The following is a 21,481-nucleotide window of genomic DNA, read 5'->3' on the forward strand; positions in this document are numbered from 1 at the left end:
GGTCGGGGCCGGTTCCGGAGGTGTCCGGAACCGGCTCTCGGCATGTCGGGGAGCGGTGCGGTCAGCCGGTCGTCAGGGCCGTGTCGTCGATGACGAAGCTGGTCTGGAGGCCGGAGTCCTCGGTCGCCGTGAAGGTCAGCGTGATCTGCTGGCCGGCGTACTGGCCGAGGTCCAGGGTGCGTTGGGTGTACCCGGTGGCCGCGTCGGCGTTGGAGTACGTCTGCTTCGCGGTGCCGTTCACCTTGACCTGGAAGGTGTCGTACGCCGTCGTGCCCGACTCGGCCGTGTCGATGTGCAGCCAGTACGTGAGAGTCGCCTTCGCGCAGCCCGCCGGGACGGTCACCGTCTGGCCGACGCTGTCGCTCGCGGCGTAGCCGTAACCCGCGAGCCAGGCGTACCGGGACCCGGAGTGCGCGGACTGGCCGCTGAACGTGCCGATCGCGCCGGTGTCACCCGCCCACGGCGTCGTACCGTTCTCGAAGCCGCCGTTGGAGATCACCTGGGACGGTGTGCAGCCGCCGGCGCCCTTGACGGTCAGCGTGTACGTCGCGGTGTGCGTGGCGGTGCCGGTGCCGGTGAGGGTGAGCGGGTACGTGCCCGGCGGCACGGAGGCGCCGACGGAGACCGTCGCCGTGGACGAGGCGCCGGAGGTCACCGAGGCCGGGCTGAAGGAGACCGTGACGCCCGCCGGAGCGCCTGAGGCGGACAGGTTCACCGTCTGCGCCGAGCCGCTGGTGGTGGCCGTGGACACGGTGGTGGTCAGCGAGGTGCCCGGGTTCGTGCTGCCGGTGGCGGGGTTCACCGAGACCGAGAAGTCGTTCGCCGGGGCGGTGTCCGAGACCGCCTGCTTCCACAGCGTGTAGGCGACACCGTCCGCGCTGCGGTTCAGCCCGGTGGCGTTGATGTTGCTCGTGGTGTCGCACGAGGAGTGGTAGCAGCCGTCGTACGCGGCGCCCGCCGTGCCGCCCCACTTGGCCGCCTGCGCCGAGGTCTTGCGGGCGCTCGCGCCCATGGCGTAGCCGGAGGTCGGGATGCCGTAGTTCTCGAAGGAGTAGTCGTCGGAGCGGCCCGCGCCCTCGGTGTTCTCCTCGGGCTGGAGGTTCAGCGAGTCCCAGTACGCCTTCATCGGCGCGGCGGCGGCGGAGGTGATGTGGTTGATGAAGTAGCCGCCGTTGGGCGAGGCGACCATGTCGAAGTTGTAGTACGCCTTGATCGCCGAGCGCTGCGCGGAGGTCAGCGAACGGGCGTAGAAGTCCGAGCCGTTCAGGCCCTGCTCCTCGTCCGTCCACCAGCCGAAGCGGACGCGCGCCCCCATGGACGGATCGGTCTGGGCCAGTTTCAGCGCGACCTCCAGGAGGGTGGCGCTGCCGGAGCCGTTGTCGTTGATGCCGGGCCCGGCGGACACACCGTCCAGGTGCGCGCCGAACATGTACACCTTCGACGCGTCGCCGCGGGGCCACTCGGCGATCAGGTTGGGACCGGCGCCGCTGGTGCAGCCGGAGGTGCAGGCCTGCTCGGTGACGGTGTAACCGGCCGCCTGCAGCTTGCCCTTCACGTAGGCGACCGAGTCGCGGTACCCCTGGCCGGTGGACCGGCGGTTGCCGCCGTTGCGGCTCGCGATGGCGTTCAGCTCGGTGAGGTGTGCCTGCACCTTGGTGACGTCGATGTCGGGCGCGGCGGCGGCCAGGACGGGGGAGTGGGTCGCCGTGGCCGGGTGGCCCGCGGGGGCCGCCTCGGCGCTCGCGGGCAGCAGGGTGAGGCCCGCGGCGGCCGTGGCCAGTGCCAGGCCCGCCAGGGACAGTCTTCGTGGTCGTAGCACCATGTCTCCTTGTGGGGTGGAGGAAACGCCGGGTGTGCGGTGGACTCGGGTGAGCCGCACCACGACACCCTAATGAGCATGCGCATGCCAAGCCCTCGGCAAGCATGGGCGTGCGAGACCGGCCGGATCAACGGCTCCCGCCCGCCCTCCCGGCAGGCACCGGCACGGCACGGGGGCCGGACGGGCGTGCCGGGGCCGCGAGGAACCGGGCGGGCGGCCACGAGGTTAACGGCCCCGGCCCGTCTTCCACCCCTGGCCGAAACCGGCACGTCCGCTCCCGGCCAGACCCACCACCGGCCCGTCCGCTCCCGGCCGGGCCCGTCGCCGGGCGTGCGCCCGCGGCCGGACGTCGCCGGCGTGTGTGGCTTCGGCCTGTCCTGCCGTGGGCGTGTGAGCTTCCGGCCGGACCTGTTGCCGGGCGTGTGCTCGTGGCCGGACGTCGCCGGCGTGTGTGCCTTCGGCCGGTCCTGCTGTGGGCGTGTGTGCCTTGGGCCGGTCCCGCTGTGGGCGCGTGTGCTTCCGGCTGGACCCGTCGCCGGCCCGTCCGCTTCCGGCCGGGCCCGTCGCCGGGCGTGCGTTCCCCGCCGGACGGCCGTCGCGACGGCCGGGTGCGGGGGGGCCCGCTCTGGTCTCCGGTGCGAGCCGCCCGTATCGTGCGCGCATGCGTGCGCGGGAGAACCCTTCGCGGGGTCGGCGGTTGACGGACTCCGAGGCGAGGGAGGCCTACCTGGCCATGGTGGAGCGGATCGAGGCCTCGGGCGCCCGGCACGCCGCCGAACAGGAGGAACTGCGGGACCTGTCCGCCGAACTGACGCGCTGGCTCGCGGAGCGGCGGCTCCTGGACCCGAGCGGGGCACGGCTCAGCCCCCCGGAGCGCGCGCTGCGGCACGTCGTCTCGGAGCACCGGCGCCGGCTGCGCGAGACGGTCGAGGGCCTCGGCCGGGACGCCCGGGCACTGGACGACGTCCTGTCCCTGCTGGCGGCCCCCCGGCCCGGCACCCGGGAAACCGTGGAGACGGAGTTCTTCACCGACCGCGAGCGCACCCGGCGGCGGCTGGAGGAACTGGACGCCCTCGGCCGGGAGGAGTTCCTGGCGATGCGCAACACCTTCCCCGGCGCGCGGGTCCTCGACGCCAGCCTCGTACGGGACCTGGAGATGGCGGCCGACGGCGTCCGCATGCGCGTACTGACCTCCCAGCAGGCGGTGCGCTCGGCCGCGCCGGCCCGCTACCTGCACGCGCTGACCGACGCCGGGGCCGAGGTGCGGGTCGCGGCGACGGTGCCGCTGCACATGAACATCATGGACCGCGCGGTCGTCGTCATCGGGGTGGGAGCCGGCCCCCGGGGCGAGGGCGGGGACGTCATCCTGCACAGCAGGCCCGTCGCGCAGTGCTTCGCCCGGGTCTTCCTGCACGCCTGGGAGCTCGCCCGGCCGCACACCGAGTCCCCCGCCGGGCCGGGACCCACCGGTCCCGAGCTGTCCGCGCTCGAACGCGAGGTGCTGACGCTGCTGGCCACCGGCGCCAAGGACGACACCATCGCCCGCCGGCTGGACTGCTCGGACCGCACCCTGCGCCGCCTGATGCGCCGGATCATGGGGAAACTCGGCACCTCCAGCCGGTTCGAGGCGGGAGTGGCCGCCGTCCGCCTCGGCCTGGTGGACTGAACCGGCCGCGCGGGCCCGGCTCGCGGGGGCCGCCGCCCGCTCACCGAGGGCGTACGACCACTCCGAGGACGGCGTCGGCGGGGAAGAAGCCCAGGCGGCGCGAGTCCTGGCTGACGTCCGGGTTGTCGCCGAGCAGGACGAGCCTTCCTCCGGGCACGAGATCCTCCGGGGCCGCCGCCAGTGCCGGGCCGAGGGCGCGGGGGACCGGGTCGCCCGGCACCGCCGCCACCCGCTTGATCAGCCAGGTGGGGCCCGGGCCCGGCTGCCCGGGCGGCGCGGGTCGCCGCCCCCCGAACGGCAGGCGCTCCACCACGACCACCTGGCCCCGGGCGAGCGGACCGCCGCGCCGCACCAGGACCCGGTCGCCGTCGCGGTACGCCGGTTCCATGCTCCGGCCGCGCACGGTCACGGACACCAGGGTCCGGCGCATCCGGCGGGCCGCGGCGGACAGCGCCGCCACGGCGAACCCGCCGAGGACGCAAGCGAGTACGGCACGGTTCACGATCCGCCTCCGGTGAGCGCGGCGGCGTCGTCGGACGCGCCGCGGTAGCCCCGGGCCTGCAGCCCGAACAGCCGGGCGTACGCGCCGCCCCGGGCGAGCAGCGCGGCGTGCGCGCCCTGCTCCACGACCCGGCCCCGGGCGAGGACCACGATCCGGTCCGCCTCCCGCACCGCGCCCAGGCGGTGGGAGATCAGCAGGCTGGTGCGGCCCTGCCGGGCGCGGCGCAGCGAGGTGTGGACCTCGTGCTCGGCCTCGGCGTCGAGACCGGCCGACGGCTCGTCCAGGATCATCAGGTCACGGGCGTCACGCAGGAACGCGCGGGCGAGCGCCACCCGCTGCCACTCGCCGCCGGACAGCAGCACGCCGCTGGCCGGATCGTCCTTCTCCGTGTCCATGAAGAACATGCGGGACAGCAACGTCCGGTAGCCGTACGGCAGTCGGGCGAGACGGTCGTGGATCCCGGCGCGGTGCGCGGCGGCCCGTACCCGGTCCTCGTCGTCGAGTACGGCCAGGTCGCCGAGGGCGATGTTCTCGTGCGCCGTCAGGTCGTAGTGCATGTAGTCCTGGAAGACCGCGCCGATCCGCTCGCGCAGCCCGGCCACGTCCAGCTCGCGCAGGTCCACGCCGTCCCAGAGGACCGCGCCCTTCGTCGGGTCGTAGAACCGGCACAGCAGCTTCACGAGCGTGGATTTGCCCGCGCCGTTGAGGCCCACCAGGGCCAGCGAGGTGCCGTGCGGGATGCGCAGGTTCACGCCGCGCAGGACCCAGGGATGGTCCGGCGAGTAGCGGAACCAGACGTCCCGCAGTTCGATGCCCGTCCGCAGCGGCGGCACCGCCGCGTGCGCCCGCACCAGGTCGGGGCCGGCCGAGGCGATCGCGACGTGGTGGTCGAGCAGCAGCAGCGCCTGGTGCGCGGTGGCGGCCTCGGCGGCCAGCGACGCCAGGGCGCCCTGCACCCCGGCGACCGCCGCCACGAAGACCGTCACGTCCCCGGGCGTGAGGGCGCCGGTCCGCGCGGCGGCGACGGCCCACAGCAGGCCGCCGCCGGACACCGTCGCGGCGAGCAGCACGAGCAGGCCCTGGGTGCCGGCCTCCCTGCGGTCCAGGGACCGCTTGGCCGCGTTGGCCGTGCGCTTCTCCCGGGCCATCCGCTCCCGGAAGAAGCGGCCGGTGCCGAAGAGCCGGATCTCCTTGGCGGCCTCGACGGTGGACAGCAGGTCGCCGTAGAACATCTCCCGGCGTTCCACCGGCCCGAGGTCCCACAGCATCCGGGCCCGGCGCCGGGACAGCAGCACCTGGGCGAGCAGCGTCGGCGCCCCGGCGCACAGGACCACGGCCGCCATCGGCGGGCTGAGCACCAGCAGCGAGCCGAGGAAGCCCACCACGGTCACGGTGGCGCGCACCGCGCCGAGCAGGCCGTCGAGGGCCTGGTTCGCGTACGGGGAACCCCCCGGGCGCTGGGCGAGGCGCAGCCGGTCGAGGAAGGCGGGATCCTCGAACCGGCGCAGGCCCGCGAAACCCTCCACCGCCCGGAACAGTTCGTCCTGCGCCAGCAGACCGATCCTCCTGTCGAGTTCGGCGCGCAGGTACTGGGTCGCCTGGGGCTGCACCCCGGCCGCCATTCCGGTCAGTGCCAGGGCGGTGCCCAGAGCGAGCAGGTGTCCCGGGGCGGCCGTGCCGACCAGCCCGTCGAGCAGCAGCTTCGTCAGCCAGGTGGCGGCCACCGGCAGGCCGGCCGCCAGCAGGGTGAGCGCCAGATGCAGGCCGAGCGTGCCGGGCGCGGCGCGCCGGGCGAGCGAGGCCGCGACGGCGAGGCGGCGGCCGACGGGGCTGGTCGCGGTGGTCATGCGGCGACCGCGGCCCGGTCCAGTGCCACCTGGTCGCGGCGGACCACGACCCGTCCCTCACGGTCCGCGCCGACCGCGAGCACCAGCGGGTAGGCCCGGGCCTTGAACGCGGCCCCGAGCACCCCGTCCGGGGTCTCGCGGACCACGCGGGCGACGGGGCTGAGGGCGTCGACGAACCCGGCGCTCTCCTCCGGCTTGCCCACCACGACGGCCACGGCGCGGTCCCGGCCGCCGGGCAGCGCGCTCACGTACTCCACGAACTTCGGCATCTTCTCCTGGCACGGCCCGCAGGTCGGCGAGAAGAAGGCGACCAGGGTCTCGTCGGAGAGCCCGGCCCGGGTCAGGGCCTCGCCGTCGACGGTGGCCGCGGTGAACTCGCCCACCTCCTCGCCCTGTTTGATCGAGGCGGGTCCGCCGTTGAGGTCGGTGAGCAGCGCGGTGTGCTCGCGCAGCCGCTTGATCACACCGAGGGTCAGGGTCAGATCGAGCAGACAGAGCAGCCCGAGGAGGGCCAGGGCCGCGATCACGAATGCCATCGTGCTTCTCCTTGAGGACGGTGGGGGCGGGGGACCGGGTGGCGGGGCAGGGCGGCGGAAGCCGGGCGTGGTGGTGCCGGGACGGGCCGGAAGAGGGCCACGAGGTCGTCGAAGAGCGCGACCAGCGCGCCGAGCAGCAGTCCCGCGCACACCGCCACGACCAGGCCGCCGGGCCGCAGCGGGCCCTGCGCGGGCAGCACGGCCGCCAGGGCCGCGGCACCGGCGAGCAGCAGATTGCGGACGACGTGCCAGGGGCCGAGCGGCGTCGTGGCGGCGCCGAAACAGTGGCAGGGCACCTGCGCGCCGCGCCGCAGGGACAGGGCGATGCCCGCGGCGAACACGGTGAGCAGCCCCGCCGCGACGCCGAAGCCGGCCGTACGGGCGACGGACGCGGGAACGACGAGCAGAATCCAGACGGCCACCTCGGCGGCCAGGACGACAAAGGCGGCCGGCCCTGCCGCCGACGCCGGAAGAATACGCAGCCGGCGCAGGGAGGCGGTGAATTCCCGGACGGAATCGCGGCTTTTCATTTTCCCGGCCGACGAGACCAGGAAAACCACGACGAAGAGGCTCTGAACGGCCAGGACCACGTAATGCACCGAGCGTTCCTCTCCGTGCCGGCCGGCGCGGCGCTGGTGCACCGCGCCGGCCGCACGATCGAGCGGATCGAGAGAGCGGACGTCAGCAGAAGCAGCTGTACGAGGCGCCGTTGTTGCAGGTGGAGCAGGGCGCGTTGTAGCCACACGCACCGCCGTACGCCTTGTTGCACTGCCAGCAGGCGGACCACGACTGGCACGCGGCCGAACCCGCGGCGGCCTCGACCCTGGGCACGAACAGGCCGAGCAGACCGCTGCCGAGCGCTTCGATCTTCTTGAGCATGACGATCCTCCTTTTTGGCGGTTCTTGTGTTCCGGATCCGGTTCCTCGCGTGCATTCCTGCCGCGTTTCCGGCCCGTGGAACAACTATCGCAGCGGAGTCACCGAACGGTCTTGGAGAAATTCGGCGACTTCTGCGGGGCGCACGGCGATCCGGCCCGGGCCGGTGATCGCGGAGGCGTGCGCGCGGAGGCGGAAGCCCCGGGGCGAGATGCCGGTCATTGCCTTGAACTCGCGGCTGAAGTGCGCCTGGTCGCAGTAGCCGGTCCGCAGCGCCGCGTCCGCGGCCGGGCAGCCGCCGGCCATCAGGCCGAGCGTCCGGCGCAGCCGCACGATGCGCGCGGCGGCCTTCGGGGTGACCCCGACCTGCTCCAGGAAGCGCCGTACCAACTGACTCTGGGACAACCCCACTTCGCGGGCCAGCTCGGCGACGGACGGGACCGCGGCGGCCCGGGTCAGCGAGCGCCAGGCCCGGGCCACGGGTACGGCGGGCGCGGGGCCGCGGGCGAGCAGGGCGCCGAGTTCCGTGTCGAGCAGGCGGAACCGTTCGCTCCAGTCGTCCGCCGCGCCGAGTGCGCGCAGCAGGGCGGCACAGCGGCCGGCGGGCAGCAGCGGGTCCAGCTCGACGACACGGTGCGAGAGGCGCCGTAGGGGTACGCCGAAGAGCCGGAAGGCGGCCCACGGCGCCAGGGCCACCTCGACGCCCGTCACCGCCGTACGGTGCTCGAAGTGCAGGCCGCTGGTGCGCAGTCCGCGGACGCTCGCCCGCCGGGCGACGAACGGGCCGTGGTGGTCCGGCGGTTCGCCGACGCGCAGTTCGCCCTCGGTGATCAGGGTCAGGATCACGGCGTCCGCCGGGGGATCCAGGCGCCGGCACGCTTCGGCGGCGGCGAGCCGGAATCCGCGGTAGCCGAGGACTCCGGGGTGGGACGGGGCGCCGGACAGGTGCGGGAGGGCATGCGGGCACGCCGAGAACTCCATGCCGGTCCTTCTTCCAGAGGGATGGGTTTCGGTGGGTCGGGCCGGGGGTTTCCGCCGGGCCGAGGGGGCGGGAGGCGCGGTGCGGATTCCCCGAGGGGCGGCGGGACGCGCGCCGTTTCAGCGGACCTCGTCGTCCCGGCCGCCGGGCACGTCGTCGGCACCGGTGGGGCCCGCCCAGGCGGCGTGGCCGCCCTCGTCGTCGTCCCGGCTCCCGGGCCCGGAACCGCTCCGGCTCCCGGGCTCGGAACCGCCCCGGTCCCCGGGCTCGGAACCGCCCCGGTCCCCGGCCCCGTGCCTGTCCCGGCGCCCGGCCCCGTGGCCGTGCCCGGGGCCGGGTTCGGCGCAGCCCGTCACCTCGATGTGCCGGCCGCGCAGGCCCGCCGCGTCCGGGCCCAGCAGCATCAGCACCACCGCGGCCACCCGGCGTGCCGACGCCCCCGCGCCGGGGGTCACCACACTGGTGTCCGCGGGCAGCGGTTCGTCCCGGGGGCCGGCGGGGGCCGCACCGGGCCGCGCCACCAGGACGACCGTGCGGCGGCGGTCCGCCGGCAGCGCGCGCAGCGCGGCGCCGAGCGGGTGGGCCGCCCCGGGCTCGTACGCGAGGTCCACCACCACGTCGACGCCGCCCAGTTCACCGGTCACCTCGGCCAGCACGCGCCGCAGACTGGCGGGGGCGTCCGGGAGGACCAGGTAGGGCAGGGCCCGATTGCCGTACCGGTCGTGCAGGTGCCGGCAGAACAGCGCGCAGTGGCGCGCCGCCCGCCCGGTCACGGCGAGCGTGGTACCCGTCGCCGCCAGCCGCCGGCAGACGAGTCTGCCCACGGGGGTGTCGCCGTCGATGACCAGCGCGACCGGGGCCGCGCCGAGCAGGGGGGCGTCAGGCACGGACGGACCGCGCGGACGTCGCGCCGGGTCCGGGATTCGGCGGCGTCGGCCAGGTGAAGTCCTGTTCCTGCGCCTGAACGGCGCTCGTGGCCACGGCCGAGGACCGTGGGAACACGTCGAGCGGGGTGCGGCCGGGGCCCGGCAGCAGGGTGGCTCCACCGAGTACCACCAGGGCGGCGAACGCGGTGCGGCGACAGGAACGGCGGTGGGAGAGGCGAGCACGGGGCGCACGCATGAGGGCTCCTTGGAGGGGTCACCGTGCCGGAGCCCGAGCGGCTCCCGGCGTCGCAGCAAGCAGAGCACCGCCCGTCGCACCCCGGAAGGCCGCTCGGGCGGCAGCCGGTTGCCAGGCAGCTTTCTGCCAGCGGGGCGCGGCGTCGAAGGTCCGCGTGCGGCGCGGCGGCTCGGCGGTGCGGGAGGCACCGACCCGTGGGGCCACGGCCGCCGCGAACCGCGGTGAACACGGCGCAAGGGCGTGGCGAGGGCCGGTATGACGCAAACCTGACTGGTCAACGCGTCGGCGTTCGCGAACTGTTGAGCCCTGGGCGGTATCACGGAGCCGGCCAGGCGGCCGGGGCGGGGTCGCCCGCGTACCGGCCGCGCATCCGGTGCCGGGTACCGGGGTGGGGGCACCCGCGGCGGACGTCGGGCGAACGGCCCGCGCTCCCGCGCGGGCACGAGCCGGAGCAGGCTGGGGAGAAGGGGATGCCACACCGTGACCTGGGGGGACGAGGGGACGGCGCTCGACGCGGACGCGCTGGCGGTGTACCGGGCGGTGCTGTTGCACCGGGAGTGCGACCGGGCGGCGCTCGCCGGGATCCTCGGCATGTGCGGCCGACGGGTGCAGGCCGCTTTCGACCGGCTGACCGAGCTGGCCCTGCTGCGCCCTTCCAAGGACCGGCCCGACCTGATCCGCGCCGTCAGTCCCGACCTCGGCCTGGAGCTGATGCTCCAGCGCGAACAGCAGGAACTGCTGCTGCGGCAGGAACGGCTCGCGCAGACCCGTACGGCGCTCCAGCTGCTCGCCACGGAGTACGCGGCGGCCGGCGAGTCCGCCGACCGGCCCGCGGACGCCGTCGAGGTGCTGCGCGGCATGGACGAGATCCGCACCCGCCTCGAATCACTGGCCGGCCGGTGCACCCGCGAGGTGCTGTCCTTCCAGCCGGGCGGTGCCCTGCCGACCGAGGCCCTGGAGGCGAGCCGGCCGCTGAACGAGCAGGCCATGCTGCGGGGCGTGCGGTTCCGCACGGTCTATCTCCAGAGCATCACCACCGACCGGGTGACCACGCGGTACGTGCGCTGGGCCAGGGAGCTGGGCGGCGACATCCGGCTGGCGCCCACCTTGCCGATGCGGTTGCTGATCGTGGACCACGAGGTCGCGGTGATACCGGGCGAGTCCGGGGCCGGCCGGCCCACCGCGCTGCTGCTGAGGAGCGCGCCCGTGGTACGCGCCCTGCACGCCCTGTTCGAGGCGTACTGGAAGGACGCCGAGCCGTTCGGGACCGAGCCGCCGGACGCGCCGTCCGTGGGGCCGACGGCCCAGGAGCGGGCCGTCCTGCGGTTGCTCGCCGACGGCTGCAAGGACGAGACGGTGGCCCGCGCCCTCGGTATCTCGGTCCGCACGGAGCGCCGCATGGTGGCCGACCTGACGGCCCGCCTCGGCGCGTCCAGCCGCTTCGAGCTGGCGGTGAAGGCCGTGCGCCTGGGCTGGGTGTGAGCAGTGGGACGGGCCCGGGCCGCCGCTCCCGCGGTCACCGGCGGACCCGGCCGGGGCGACGCCCTCGGCCGCCCTCACCCCGCGCCGCATCCCGGCCGGGCCCTGTTCCGGCGCGCTGGTCAGCCGTACCGTTCAGCGGCTGCCCGGCTGCCCGGCTGCCTCGGCCAGGCCGTTCCCGTGCCGGCCGCGTCCAGCAGGCCGCCGAGGCGCAGCCAGGCGTCGCCTGAGGCCACCCCTGGCGGGTCGACGGTCGCGGGGGAGGGGTGCCGTTCGGTCAGGGGGCCACGGCGCGGCCGGTCTGGGGGGAGATGCGGCCGGCGCACAGGCCCTTGCTCGCCAGGGTCTGGGCGATGCGCGGGATGGCGGCGAGGGTGTTGGCCGGCCACTCGTGCATCAGGATGATCTGGCCGTTGCCCAGCCGGGAGACGGCCTGCACGATCGCGTCGGTGCTCGCGCCGTTCCAGTCCTGCGAGTCGACGTCCCAGATGATCTGCCGCAGGCCGTACTTGGCCTCCACCGTCTGGACGGTGGCGTTGGTCTCCCCGTACGGCGGGCGGAACAGCTGCGGTGTGCCGCCGCCGGCCGCCGCGATCGCCTGCTGGCTGCGGGAGATCTCGGAGTCGATCTGGGCCTGGCTCAGCTGGGTCAGGTGCGGGTGGGTGTAGCTGTGGTTGCCGACCCACATGCCGGCGCTCACCTCGGCCCGGACCTGGGCCGGGTAGGCGGCGGCGAACTGGCCCTCGTTGAACATGGTGGCCCGCAGGCCGTTCTGCCGCAGGGCGTTGAGCAGGGCCGGGGTGTGGTCGTTGGACGGGCCGTCGTCGAAGGTGAGCCCGACGTAGCCGGAGCAGGCGGCGGCCCGTGCCGGTGCGGCCTCGGCGGCGGTGGTGGCGGTGCCGGCCAGGGCCGTGGCGGCGACGGCCAGTCCGGTCAGCAGGGAGCGGGGTGCGGCGCGCATGGGGGTGGGACCTCCTCGGGTCGTGCGGGACCGTGGGCGGGGGTGGGTGGACGACAAGCGGGGCCGGTCAGCCGTTCACCGTGATGTTGGAGTTGCCGCTGCTCTGGTAACCCTCGGTGGCGAGGATCATGTAGTACTTGAAGCTGCCGAGGGGCATGCCCACGCGGGACCAGGCGTCGAAGTGGTTGCCGGTGGTGATGGTGCCGCCGGTCCGCTTGGACTGGCGGACGCTCCAGTACTGGTTGAAGGTCTTGGTGCCCTCGACGGAGGGCGCGTTGTACCGCGTCGTCTGGTAGATGTCGTACGTGCCGCCGTCGCTGGTGACCGTGCCCTTGTACGTCCCGGTGGGCCGGTAGGTGCCCCAGTTGTCGACGATGTAGTACTCCACCAGCGGGTTCGAGGTCCAGCCGTACAGGGCCAGGTAGCCGTTGCCGGACGGGCTGAAGCTGCCCGAGTAGTTCACGGTCCTGCGCCCGCCGGTGCTCCAGCCCTTGCCCGCGACGAAGTTGCCGCAGTTCGTCCATGAGGTGCTGTAGTTGCCGCCGGAGTTGAGGGTCATCGAGACCGCGCCGCCGCCGTCGGTCCAGAAGGAGTAGTAGAAGCCGTTGTTCGTACCGGTCTGGTTGGTGGTGATGACGGTGGCGGCGCCGGCGGTGCCGGGCAGCAGCAGTCCCGAGGCGGTGGTGGCCGCCGCCAGGGCGCCGGCGCGGCCGATGAAGCCCCTGCGGCTCATCGGGCGGGAGAGGGCGTCGTCCATGTCCATGTCTTCCTCCTGTGAGGACGGATGAGCGGGGCCCGGGGCGGCGGGTGCGGCGGTGCGGGTGCCGGGTGTGCGGGCTGTCGTGGCCGGGTGCCGCGAACGGTCGGCCTGTTGATTGGCATGTCCGTGCCATATGCCCTGGCGGGCCGTCCCTGCCGGAGGCGGGCTCGATTGCTGGAGAGTATGCGGCCGGGCCGAAACGGAGGTCAATCCGTCGGTTTCCGAAACTTCACCGAAACTCGGCGTGGGTTTATGGAAGGTATAGCCGAAAGTTTCGCGCGCCAGATGAAGTGCGGTGCCGTATTCGACGTCACGACGGTTGACGGCTTAGAGGCGGCTGTTTAGCGTGACGCAACGCTCGCATCCTAAAGCGAAACTTTCGGACGCTTTTCAGGAGGACTCGTGAATCTCCCCCGGATCACCGCGGCCGCCGCCGCGGCCTGCTGCCTGGCCCTGCTTCCGCTCGCCACCGCCGGCCCGGCGGACGCGGCGGGCGGCCCCGCCGCGGTGGACCGTCCGCTGCGGCAGCTGGCCGCCGACGACCACTTGCGGATCGGCACCGCGGTGGACATGTCCGCGCTCGCCGACGACGCCGCCTACCGCCGGCTCGCCGGTTCCGAGTTCTCCACCGTCACCCCGGAGAACGTGATGAAGTGGGAGGCGATCGAGCCCCGCCGGGGCGAGCGCGACTACGCCGCCGCCGACCGGCTCGTCGACTTCGCGCACCGGAACGGGCAGAAGGTCCGCGGCCACGTCCTGGTCTGGCACAACCAGCTGCCGTCCTGGCTGACGTCGGGCGACTTCAGCGCCGACGAGCTGCGGGACATCCTGCACCGGCACATCACCGACACCGTCCGGCACTTCAAGGGACGGGTCTGGCAATGGGACGTGGTGAACGAGGCGTTCAACGAGGACGGCACCCTGCGGGACAGCATCTGGCTGCGCGAGCTGGGACCCGGCTACATCGCCGACGCCTTCCGCTGGGCCCACGAGGCCGACCCGCACGCGCTGCTGTTCTACAACGACTACAACACCGAGTGGACCGGCCCGAAGAGCGACGCCGTGTACACCCTGGTGAGCCGCCTGCGGGCCCAGGGCGTGCCCATCGACGGGGTCGGTTTCCAGGGGCACCTCGGCATCCAGTACGGCCTGCCCACCGACATGGCGGCCAACTTCGCCCGGTTCGACAAGCTCGGGCTGGCGACCGCCGTCACGGAGGCGGACGTCCGCATGGAGACGCCGGCCGACGACGGCAAGCTGGCCACCCAGGCCGAGGGCTACCGCCGCCTGCTCGACGCCTGTCTGCGCGCCCGGCACTGCATCTCGTTCACCGTGTGGGGCTTCACCGACAAGTACTCCTGGGTGCCCGACACGTTCCCCGGCGAGGGCGCGGCCAACCTGTTCGACGAGACCTACCGCCCCAAGCCGGCGTACCGCGCCCTCCAGTCGGAGCTGACGGGCCGGGCGCGGCCGCGGTCCGCCGGGTAAGGAGAGGGGTACCGGCGCTCCGACGCGAGGGGCGGAGGAGCGCGGTGCCGTCCGGGCGGGCGCGCGGCCTCCCGGCGCGGGCGTCCGCGCCGGCCGGTGCCCGCGGGATGCGGCCCGTTCGGGCCTCGGTTGTGGAATGGTCGGTACAGAAGGTGCCCCCGGCCGTCGCCGGCGCGGGCGCTGCCGGTCCGGCGGGCGAGTGGACGGCGGTGCCGCCGACGGCCGCGGGCGACGTGGGTGCCGTACCGGTCGCGGTCGGCGGCCTCCGCACCCTCGCCGAGGCTCCACCGGCGGAACACCGCGGGCAGACATGGACACTGGGCCTCGGTCACGGACCGGCCAGTGCGGAATGGCCCCGGCCCGGCGAGCGAGGGGGCGTCGGCCGACGCCCGGCCGCCGGGGGCGGCGGCGGTCCGGCGCCGGGGTCCCGGGTCGAGCGGTGCGCCATCCTTGCGCGGCCCTTCCTTGTCGCGTGGTCCGGCCCCTGTCCCGGGGGCGGCGGTGGTCCGGCGCCGGGGTCCCGGGTCGAGCGGTGCGCCGCTCTCGCGTGGCCCTTCCCCGTCGCCTCGTCCGGCCCCTGTCCCGGGGACGGGGGCGGTCCGGCACCGCGGTCCCCGGGTCGAGGGGTGCGCCGCTCTCGCGTGGCCCTTCCCCGTCGCCTCGTCCGGCCCCTGTCCCGGGGACGGCGGCGGTCCGGGCTCCGGAGTCCCGACCCGCCGTCACCTCTCCCCGGGCGGAGCCGTGCTCCGGCGGATCACCAGGTGGGTGGCCAGTTCGATGCGCAACGCCGACTTCCGGGCGTCCGTGGGTCGCAGGAGCATGCGGGCCGCTTCCTCGGCCATGCGCTGGAGCGGTTGCTGGACGGTCGTGAGGGGCGGGCTCGACCAGCGGGCCGGGGGGACGTCGTCGTAGCCCACCACCGACAGCTGGCCGGGGACGCTCAGGCCGAGGACCCGGGCCGCCTCCAGCACGCCGAGGGCCTGGAGGTCGCTGCCGGCGAAGATCGCCGTCGGGCGGTCGGGGCGGCGCAGCAGGTCCATGGCGTGTTCGAAGCCGCCCTGGACGTGGAAGTCGCCGAACCGCACCAGCGCCGGGTCCGGTTCGTGCCCCGCCATCGCCATGGCCGAGCGGTATCCGTCGAGCCGGGCCAGCGAGCACATCAGGTCCTCGGGACCGGTGATGATGGCGACGCGTTCGTGGCCCTGGTCGGTCAGGTGGCGCGTCGCGGCCATGCCCCCGGCCCAGTTGGCCGAGCCGACGGACGGCACGTCGGGGTCCGGATCGCCCGCCGGGTCCACGATGACGAACGGGATGGCCCGCGAACGCAGTTGGCGTTTCACGTCCTCCGGGACCGTCGAGAAGACCAGCAGGACGCCGAGCGGCCGGCGGCGCAGGACACCCCCGATCCACTCCGGGCCGGGCGCCTGCCGGGTCCCGCTCTCGGTGAGCGCCACGGTCGCGTCGTTCTGCTTGGCGACGTTCTCCACCCCGCGGATGAGCTCCATCGCCCACACGCTCTCCAGCTCGTGGAAGACGATCTCGATGAGCGGCGCCTGCGGCGCTCCCGCCGCCCGCCGGCGGTAGCCGTGCACCTCCAGCAGGCGTTCGACCTTGGCCCGGGTCGCGGGAGACACATCCGAACGACCGTTGAGCACCTTCGAAACTGTCGGAAGCGAGACGCCGGCCTCCCTGGCCACGGCTGCCAGGGTGACTCTCCGACCGACCTGGGCTTCTTCACGCATGGTCGCAGCATAGGGCACGATGCCGGGTAACGGTTTGGCCGCGTAAGTGCACGACCGTTGACCATTTCTTCTCTCGCCTCCTACTGTCCAGCCGCAGGACTTTCGGCTCTGTTACCGAAACTTTCGGAAGGCGGATGACCATGCGTACACGGATGCCCAGACTGGTCGCCTGCGGTGCGACCCTCGCCCTGGCGGGGAGCCTCGCGGCGTGCGGCAGCGGAAGCGGCGGGGGTTCCTCCAACGACGGCAAGATCCACGTGCTCGTCTACGGGGACTCCGGCAACAAGATCGAGAAGCAGATCGTCGATACCTTCAACAAGACCTCGAAGGTCAAGGCGGTCCTCGACACCATCCCCGGGGCCGACTACCAGCAGAAGCTGCAGACCATCATCAGCACACCCCAGGCGCCGGACGTCTTCTTCCACTGGGGCGGCGGCAGCATCAAGCCGTTCGTCAAGGCGGGGCTGCTGATGCCGCTGGACGACTTCATCAAGAAGGACCCCAATCTCGACGACAAGTTCCTGCCCACCGTCTACAACAGCTCCGTCGTGGACGGAAAGCCCTACGGCATCCCGATGCGCGGCACCCAGCCGGTGCTGCTGTTCAGCAACAAGGACGTGCTCGCCAAGGCGGGTGTGAAGCAGCCCCAGACCTGGGACCAGCTGCTGGACGCCGTACGGAAGCTGAAGTCCTCCGGTGTCACCCCCATCGCCCTCGGCGGCGGTGACCAGTGGCCGACGCTGATGTGGTTCGAGTACGTCTACGACCGGGTCGCCGGACCGGGGCTGTTCGAGAAGGCCCTCGGCGGCGACAAGGACGCCTGGGCGAGCCCGGACAGCAAGAAGGCGCTCGGCATGCTCAAGGAACTGGTCGACACCGGCGCGTTCGGCAAGAACTACGACTCGGTGAAGTACACCAACGGCTCCTCGCCCGCCCTGGTGGCGCAGGGCAAGGCCGGCTTCGAGCTGATGGGCTCCTGGTACTACTCGCAGCAGCAGACGGACGCCAAGGACTTCGCCGCCAAGGGCCTCGGCTACGGCACCTTCCCGACCATCCCCGGCGGCAAGGGCGACCCGTCGGACGTCGTCGGCAACACCAACAACTTCTACTCGGTGCTGAAGAAGACCAAGCACCCCGAGGCCGTCGCCGAGTTCCTGAAGCTCATGTACTCCGACGAGTTCGTCAAGGCCCAGCTGTCCATCGGCAACCTGCCCACCACCACCAACACCCCGCAGTTCCTGGACAAGTCCGCGAGCCCCGAGTACTCCCGCTTCCAGTACGACCTGGTGGCCAAGGCCAAGTCCTTCCAGCTGTCCTGGGACCAGGCCTACCCGCAGACCGCCAGCACCGCCATCCACCAGGCCGTACAGCAGTTCTTCAACGGACAGCTCGACACGGACGGCTTCGTCAAGGCCATGCAGGCCCTTCCGACCGAATGAACCGCTCATGACCACACAGCTCACGAGCGCCCCGCCCACCGCCGAGGCCCCCCGCAAGGCCCGGCGGCGGACGGAGGGCTCCTACGCCGCCCACGGCACCCGCCCCGGCTTCCTCTGGGCGCTGCCCGCCACCCTCTTCTTCACCCTCTTCGCCATCGCGCCACTGATCATGGTCGCGGTGCTGTCCTTCATGAGCTGGGACGGCCTGGGTTCCCCCCGGTTCGTCGGCACGGACAACTGGAACCGGATCCTCGACGACCCGGTGATGATCCGCAGCATCTGGCTCACCCTGCTGCTCACGGCCCTCGGCGTGGTCCTCCAGACCCCGCTGAGCATCGTGCTCGGCGTGTGGGCCGCCGGACACCAGCGCAACCGCGCCGTCCTGTCGGCGGTCTACTTCATCCCGCTGCTGCTGTCCGCCACCGCCGTGTCGGTGCTCTGGCGGGCGCTGCTCGACCCGAACTTCGGCATCCCCGCGCGCATGACCTGGCTGTTCGGCGACGGCAACCTGTTCGGCGAGCAGTCGACCGCCATCGGTGTCCTCGCCTTCGTCAGCACCTGGCAGTACACCCCGTTCCACACGCTCATCTACCAGGGCGCCGCCCGGGCCATCCCGCCGGTGCTCTACCAGGCGGCGGAGATCGACGGCGCCGGGCGCTTCCGCCAGTTCTTCCACATCACGCTGCCGCAACTGCGCAACTCGATCGTCACCTCGATGATCCTGATGATCGTCGGCGGCCTCACCACCTTCGAGACCGTGCTGATCCTCACCCAGGGCGGACCGGGCACCGACACCACCATCAGCGCCTACTACATGTACCAGAAGGCCTTCAAGAGCTTCGACTTCGGAGCCGGCGCGGCCGTCGCCCTGTGCCTGGTCGTCGCCGCCACCGTCGTCTCGCTGATCGTGGTCCGCGTCTCCGGCTACGACAAGATGCGCAGCGACATGGAAGGGGTGTCATGAGGCGCCGCCCCAACTACCTCGCCGGAGCCGGCTCGATCGTCTGGCTCGTCGTCGTCGGCCTGCCGCTGTACGTGCTGCTCGCCGCGACCCTGCGGACCCGGGAGGACTACGCCGCGAAGGGCCCCGTGTCCTTCCCCGGCCACTTCACCTTCGACAACTACACCGGGGCGTTCGACGCGGGCTTCGGCCGGTACTTCCTCAACACCATCATCGTCACCGTGTGCGTCGTCGGCGTGGTGCTGCTGCTCGTGCCACCGCTCGCCTACGCGATCGTCCGCAGCCGCTCCCGGGTCACCTCGCAGATCTTCCGGCTGTTCCTGCTGGGCCTCGCCATCCCCGCCCAGGCCGTGATCGTGCCGATGTTCTACCTGATCAGCGAGGCGGGGCTGTACGACAACCTGCTGGGCGTCATCCTGCCCACCGCCGCGTTCTGCCTGCCGATGTCGGCGCTCATCCTCAGCGGCGCCATGCGGGACATCTCCCCGGAGCTGTTCGAGGCCATGACCATGGACGGGGCGAGCCCGAGGCGGATGTTCTTCCAGCTCGTCGTGCCGCTCTCGCGCGGCGGACTGTCCACGATCGTGGTGTTCTCCGCGCTCCAGGCCTGGAACGGCTTCCTGTTCCCGCTGGTCCTGACCCAGTCCGAGGACACCAAGCTGATCACGCTGGGTCTGTACAACTTCCAGACCGCGCACGGAATCGACATCCCCGGCCTGCTGGGAGCCGTGACGCTGTCCATGGTGCCCGTCCTGCTCGTCTACCTGTTCGCCCGCCGGGCCCTGGTCCAGGGTCTGATGGGCATGGGAGGAAAGTGACCGCCAACGTGGCCGTAGAGACCACCCCCGAAGTCCCCGTCTGGAACGACCCGACCCAGGACGTCGGCACCCGCGTCTCCGCACTGATCGACGCGATGACCCTGGAGGAGAAGACCGCCCAGCTGTACGGCGTGTGGGTCGGCGCGTCCGACGAGGGCGGCGAAGTGGCGCCGCACCAGCACGACATGGAGGAGGCCGTCGACCTCGACGCCCTGCTGCCCGCCGGGCTGGGCCAGTTGACCCGCCCGTTCGGCACGGCGCCCGTCGACCCGGCGCTCGGCGCGCTGTCCCTGCTGCGCACCCAGACCCGGATCACCGCGGCGAACCGCTTCGGCATCCCCGCGCTGGCGCACGAGGAGTGCCTGGCCGGATTCGCCACCTGGGGCGCCACCGCCTATCCCGTCCCGCTGTCGTGGGGCGCCACCTTCGACCCCGGCCTGATCCGCCGGATGGCCGCGGCCATCGGCCGCGACATGCGCTCCGTCGGCGTCCACCAGGGCCTCGCGCCCGTCCTGGACGTGGTGCGCGACGCCCGCTGGGGCCGCGTCGAGGAGACCATCGGAGAGGACCCCTACCTCGTCGGCAGCATCGGCACCGCCTACGTCCAGGGGCTGGGCTCGGCGGGTGTCGTCGCCACCCTGAAGCACTTCGTCGGCTACTCCGCCTCCCGCGCCGGCCGCAACCTCGCACCCGTCGGCATGGGCCCGCGCGAACGCGCGGACGTCCTGCTGCCGCCGTTCGAGATGGCCATCGTGGAGGGCGGGGCCGACTCCGTCATGCACGCCTACACCGACACCGACGGCGTCCCCTCGGCGGCCGACGAGGACCTCCTCACCGGGCTGCTGCGCGACACCTGGGGCTTCGAGGGCACGGTCGTCGCCGACTACTTCGGCATCGCCTTCCTCAAGACCCTGCACGGGATCGCCGGGAACTGGGCGGACGCCGCGGCGGCGGCCCTGCGCGCGGGCGTGGACGTGGAACTGCCCACCGTCAAGACGTTCGGCGCGCCCCTCGCCGAGGCCGTCGCCGCCGGCCGGGTGCCGGAGGCGCTGATCGACCGGGCCCTGCGCCGGGTGCTCACCCAGAAGGCCCGGCTCGGCCTGCTCGACGCCGGCTGGGACCCGGTCCCGGCCGCGCTGCGCGGAGCCGACCTGGACGAGGCGGGCACCCTGCGCGGCACCGTCGACCTGGACAGCGCCGAGAACCGGGAACTGGCCCGGACCGTCGCGGAGGAAGCCGTCGTCCTGCTCGCCAACGACGGCACCCTGCCCCTCGCCCGGCCCCGCCACATCGCCCTGGTCGGCCCCAACGCCACCGCTCCCACGGCCGTGCTGGGCTGCTACTCCTTCCCCCAGCACGTCGGCGTGCACCACCCGGGGACACCGGCCGGCATCGACCTGCCCACCCTGGAGGAGACCCTCGGACGGGAGTTCCCCGAGACGGAACTCACCGTCGTGCAGGGCACCGGCGTCGACGACGGCGACATCTTCGGCATCGCCGAGGCCGTGGACGCCGCCCGCCGGGCCGACGTCGTCGTGGTGGCCCTCGGCGACCGCGCGGGCCTGTTCGGCCGGGGCACCAGCGGCGAGGGCTGCGACGCGCAGTCCCTGGCGCTGCCCGGAGCCCAGCAGCGGCTGCTCGACGCGCTGCTCGACACCGGCACGCCCGTGGTCGCGGTCCTGCTGTCCGGCCGGCCCTACGCCCTCGGCCGGGCCGCGACCGAGGCCGCCGCGGTCGTGCAGTCCTTCTTCCCCGGGGTGGAGGGCACCACGGCCATCGCCGGCGTGCTCAGCGGCCGGATCAACCCGTCCGGACGGCTGCCGGTCAGCGTGCCCCGCGACACCGGCGGGCAGCCCGCCACCTACCTCGGCGCACGGCTCGCCCAGGCAAGCGACGTCTCCAGCATCGACCCCACGGCGGCCTTCGCGTTCGGACACGGCCTGTCCTACACGTCGTTCGACTGGGCCGGGCTGGCCGTCGACCGGACGGAGGCGGACACCGCCGGCGAGTTCTCCCTCTCCTTCACCGTGCGCAACACGGGGGAGCGGGACGGCACCGAAGTGGTCCAGCTGTATCTGCACGACCCGGTCGCCTCCGTCGTCCAGCCGGTGCAGCGGCTCGTCGGCTACACCCGGGTGCCGCTCGCCGCGGGGGAGACCCGCCGGGTGCGGGTCACCGTGCCGGCCGACCTGGCGTCCTTCACCGGCCGCGACGGCCGCCGGGTGATCGAACCGGGCGAACTGCACCTGCGCCTGGCGGCGTCCAGCACCGACGCCCGCCTGACCGCGACGGTGACGCTCACCGGCCCGGAACGCCACGTGGACCACACCCGCCGCTTCCACGCGCGCTTCGAGCAGGAGGAGGCGCGGCCGGCGGACCCCACCGCCTGACCCGCGGGGGGGGGGGGGGGGGGGGGGGGGGGGGGGGGGGGGGGGGGGGGGGGGGGGGGGAGGTGGGGGGGGTGTATAAAGGAGGAGCGGGCTATA

At 73.3% G+C, this 21,481-nt stretch carries 18 protein-coding genes and 1 pseudogene; 7 read left to right on the top strand and 12 right to left on the bottom strand.

All coding sequences use genetic code 11. From position 1 onward, the window contains the following. Window positions 1-61 precede the first annotated feature (61 nt). Entirely contained in the window at window positions 62-1,822 is a 1,761-nt protein-coding gene (locus tag ACZ63H_RS28320; protein ID WP_469869768.1) for a M28 family peptidase, read from the bottom strand. Between the two features lie 694 nt (window positions 1,823-2,516). Here ACZ63H_RS28320 and ACZ63H_RS28325 point away from each other — a divergent pair. Next, complete coding sequence (locus ACZ63H_RS28325) at window positions 2,517-3,485, top strand: helix-turn-helix transcriptional regulator (protein WP_469869770.1); 969 nt, start codon at window positions 2,517-2,519, stop codon at window positions 3,483-3,485. A 40-nt stretch (window positions 3,486-3,525) separates the two neighbouring features. On the opposite strand, the gene ACZ63H_RS28330 is transcribed toward ACZ63H_RS28325, so the two are convergent. The 8 genes from ACZ63H_RS28330 to ACZ63H_RS28365 form a co-directional block, all read right to left on the bottom strand. Continuing rightward, on the bottom strand, window positions 3,526-3,987 hold the full coding sequence (locus ACZ63H_RS28330) for a S26 family signal peptidase (protein ID WP_469869772.1): 462 nt from the start codon (window positions 3,985-3,987) through the stop codon (window positions 3,526-3,528). After that, window positions 3,984-5,834, bottom strand: coding sequence for an ABC transporter ATP-binding protein (locus tag ACZ63H_RS28335; RefSeq protein ID WP_469869774.1), 1,851 nt, complete (start codon window positions 5,832-5,834; stop codon window positions 3,984-3,986). The genes ACZ63H_RS28330 and ACZ63H_RS28335 overlap by 4 nt, the downstream gene beginning before the upstream one ends. Continuing rightward, entirely contained in the window at window positions 5,831-6,370 is a 540-nt protein-coding gene (locus ACZ63H_RS28340) for a TlpA family protein disulfide reductase (protein WP_469869776.1), read from the bottom strand. Before ACZ63H_RS28340 ends, ACZ63H_RS28335 begins: the two co-directional genes overlap by 4 nt. Next, window positions 6,358-6,969, bottom strand: coding sequence for a MauE/DoxX family redox-associated membrane protein (locus ACZ63H_RS28345; protein WP_469869778.1), 612 nt, complete (start codon window positions 6,967-6,969; stop codon window positions 6,358-6,360). Before ACZ63H_RS28345 ends, ACZ63H_RS28340 begins: the two co-directional genes overlap by 13 nt. 82 nt (window positions 6,970-7,051) lie before the next feature. Then, the gene (locus ACZ63H_RS28350; RefSeq protein ID WP_469869780.1) at window positions 7,052-7,249 is read right to left on the bottom strand and encodes a hypothetical protein; all 198 of its coding nucleotides are present in this window, start codon (window positions 7,247-7,249) and stop codon (window positions 7,052-7,054) included. Window positions 7,250-7,333: 84 nt separating this feature from the next. Beyond that, window positions 7,334-8,227 carry a helix-turn-helix domain-containing protein gene (locus ACZ63H_RS28355; RefSeq protein ID WP_469869782.1) on the bottom strand — a complete coding sequence of 298 codons (894 nt, stop codon included), beginning with the start codon at window positions 8,225-8,227 and terminating at the stop codon, window positions 7,334-7,336. A 117-nt stretch (window positions 8,228-8,344) separates the two neighbouring features. After that, window positions 8,345-9,112, bottom strand: a complete 768-nt coding sequence (locus tag ACZ63H_RS28360; protein WP_469869784.1) for a hypothetical protein — start codon at window positions 9,110-9,112, stop codon at window positions 8,345-8,347. After that, a complete protein-coding gene (locus ACZ63H_RS28365) occupies window positions 9,105-9,347 on the bottom strand; it encodes a hypothetical protein (RefSeq protein ID WP_469869786.1) in 243 nt (80 codons plus the stop codon). The genes ACZ63H_RS28360 and ACZ63H_RS28365 overlap by 8 nt, the downstream gene beginning before the upstream one ends. 480 nt (window positions 9,348-9,827) lie before the next feature. On the opposite strand from ACZ63H_RS28365, the gene ACZ63H_RS28370 reads away from it, so the two are divergent. Beyond that, window positions 9,828-10,829: a helix-turn-helix transcriptional regulator gene (locus ACZ63H_RS28370; RefSeq protein ID WP_469869788.1), complete on the top strand. Its 1,002-nt coding sequence runs from the start codon at window positions 9,828-9,830 to the stop codon at window positions 10,827-10,829. A gap of 277 nt (window positions 10,830-11,106) precedes the next feature. Here the strand turns inward: ACZ63H_RS28370 and ACZ63H_RS28375 are convergent. Together ACZ63H_RS28375 and ACZ63H_RS28380 are read right to left on the bottom strand one after the other, a co-directional pair. Continuing rightward, a pseudogene (locus tag ACZ63H_RS28375) lies at window positions 11,107-11,787 on the bottom strand (polysaccharide deacetylase family protein); the annotation flags it as partial. A gap of 67 nt (window positions 11,788-11,854) precedes the next feature. Then, on the bottom strand, window positions 11,855-12,550 hold the full coding sequence (locus tag ACZ63H_RS28380; RefSeq protein WP_469869790.1) for a glycoside hydrolase family 11 protein: 696 nt from the start codon (window positions 12,548-12,550) through the stop codon (window positions 11,855-11,857). 399 nt (window positions 12,551-12,949) lie between these two features. On the opposite strand from ACZ63H_RS28380, the gene ACZ63H_RS28385 reads away from it, so the two are divergent. Further along, entirely contained in the window at window positions 12,950-14,035 is a 1,086-nt protein-coding gene (locus ACZ63H_RS28385) for an endo-1,4-beta-xylanase (protein ID WP_469869792.1), read from the top strand. A 719-nt stretch (window positions 14,036-14,754) separates the two neighbouring features. Here ACZ63H_RS28385 and ACZ63H_RS28390 read toward each other — a convergent pair. Beyond that, complete coding sequence (locus ACZ63H_RS28390) at window positions 14,755-15,777, bottom strand: LacI family DNA-binding transcriptional regulator (protein WP_469869793.1); 1,023 nt, start codon at window positions 15,775-15,777, stop codon at window positions 14,755-14,757. 134 nt (window positions 15,778-15,911) lie between these two features. On the opposite strand from ACZ63H_RS28390, the gene ACZ63H_RS28395 reads away from it, so the two are divergent. From ACZ63H_RS28395 to ACZ63H_RS28410, 4 genes are read left to right on the top strand one after another with little or no spacing between them, the layout of a single operon-like run. Beyond that, on the top strand, window positions 15,912-17,216 hold the full coding sequence (locus ACZ63H_RS28395) for an ABC transporter substrate-binding protein (protein WP_469869795.1): 1,305 nt from the start codon (window positions 15,912-15,914) through the stop codon (window positions 17,214-17,216). A gap of 7 nt (window positions 17,217-17,223) precedes the next feature. Beyond that, complete coding sequence (locus ACZ63H_RS28400; protein ID WP_469869797.1) at window positions 17,224-18,180, top strand: carbohydrate ABC transporter permease; 957 nt, start codon at window positions 17,224-17,226, stop codon at window positions 18,178-18,180. Then, window positions 18,177-18,995, top strand: a complete 819-nt coding sequence (locus ACZ63H_RS28405) for a carbohydrate ABC transporter permease (protein ID WP_469869799.1) — start codon at window positions 18,177-18,179, stop codon at window positions 18,993-18,995. The genes ACZ63H_RS28400 and ACZ63H_RS28405 overlap by 4 nt, the downstream gene beginning before the upstream one ends. Next, entirely contained in the window at window positions 18,992-21,385 is a 2,394-nt protein-coding gene (locus tag ACZ63H_RS28410; RefSeq protein ID WP_469869801.1) for a beta-xylosidase/alpha-l-arabinosidase, read from the top strand. Before ACZ63H_RS28405 ends, ACZ63H_RS28410 begins: the two co-directional genes overlap by 4 nt. The last annotated feature ends 96 nt before the right edge of the window (window positions 21,386-21,481 follow it).

It is taken from the genome of Streptomyces sp. NPDC104831, assembly GCF_055583025.1.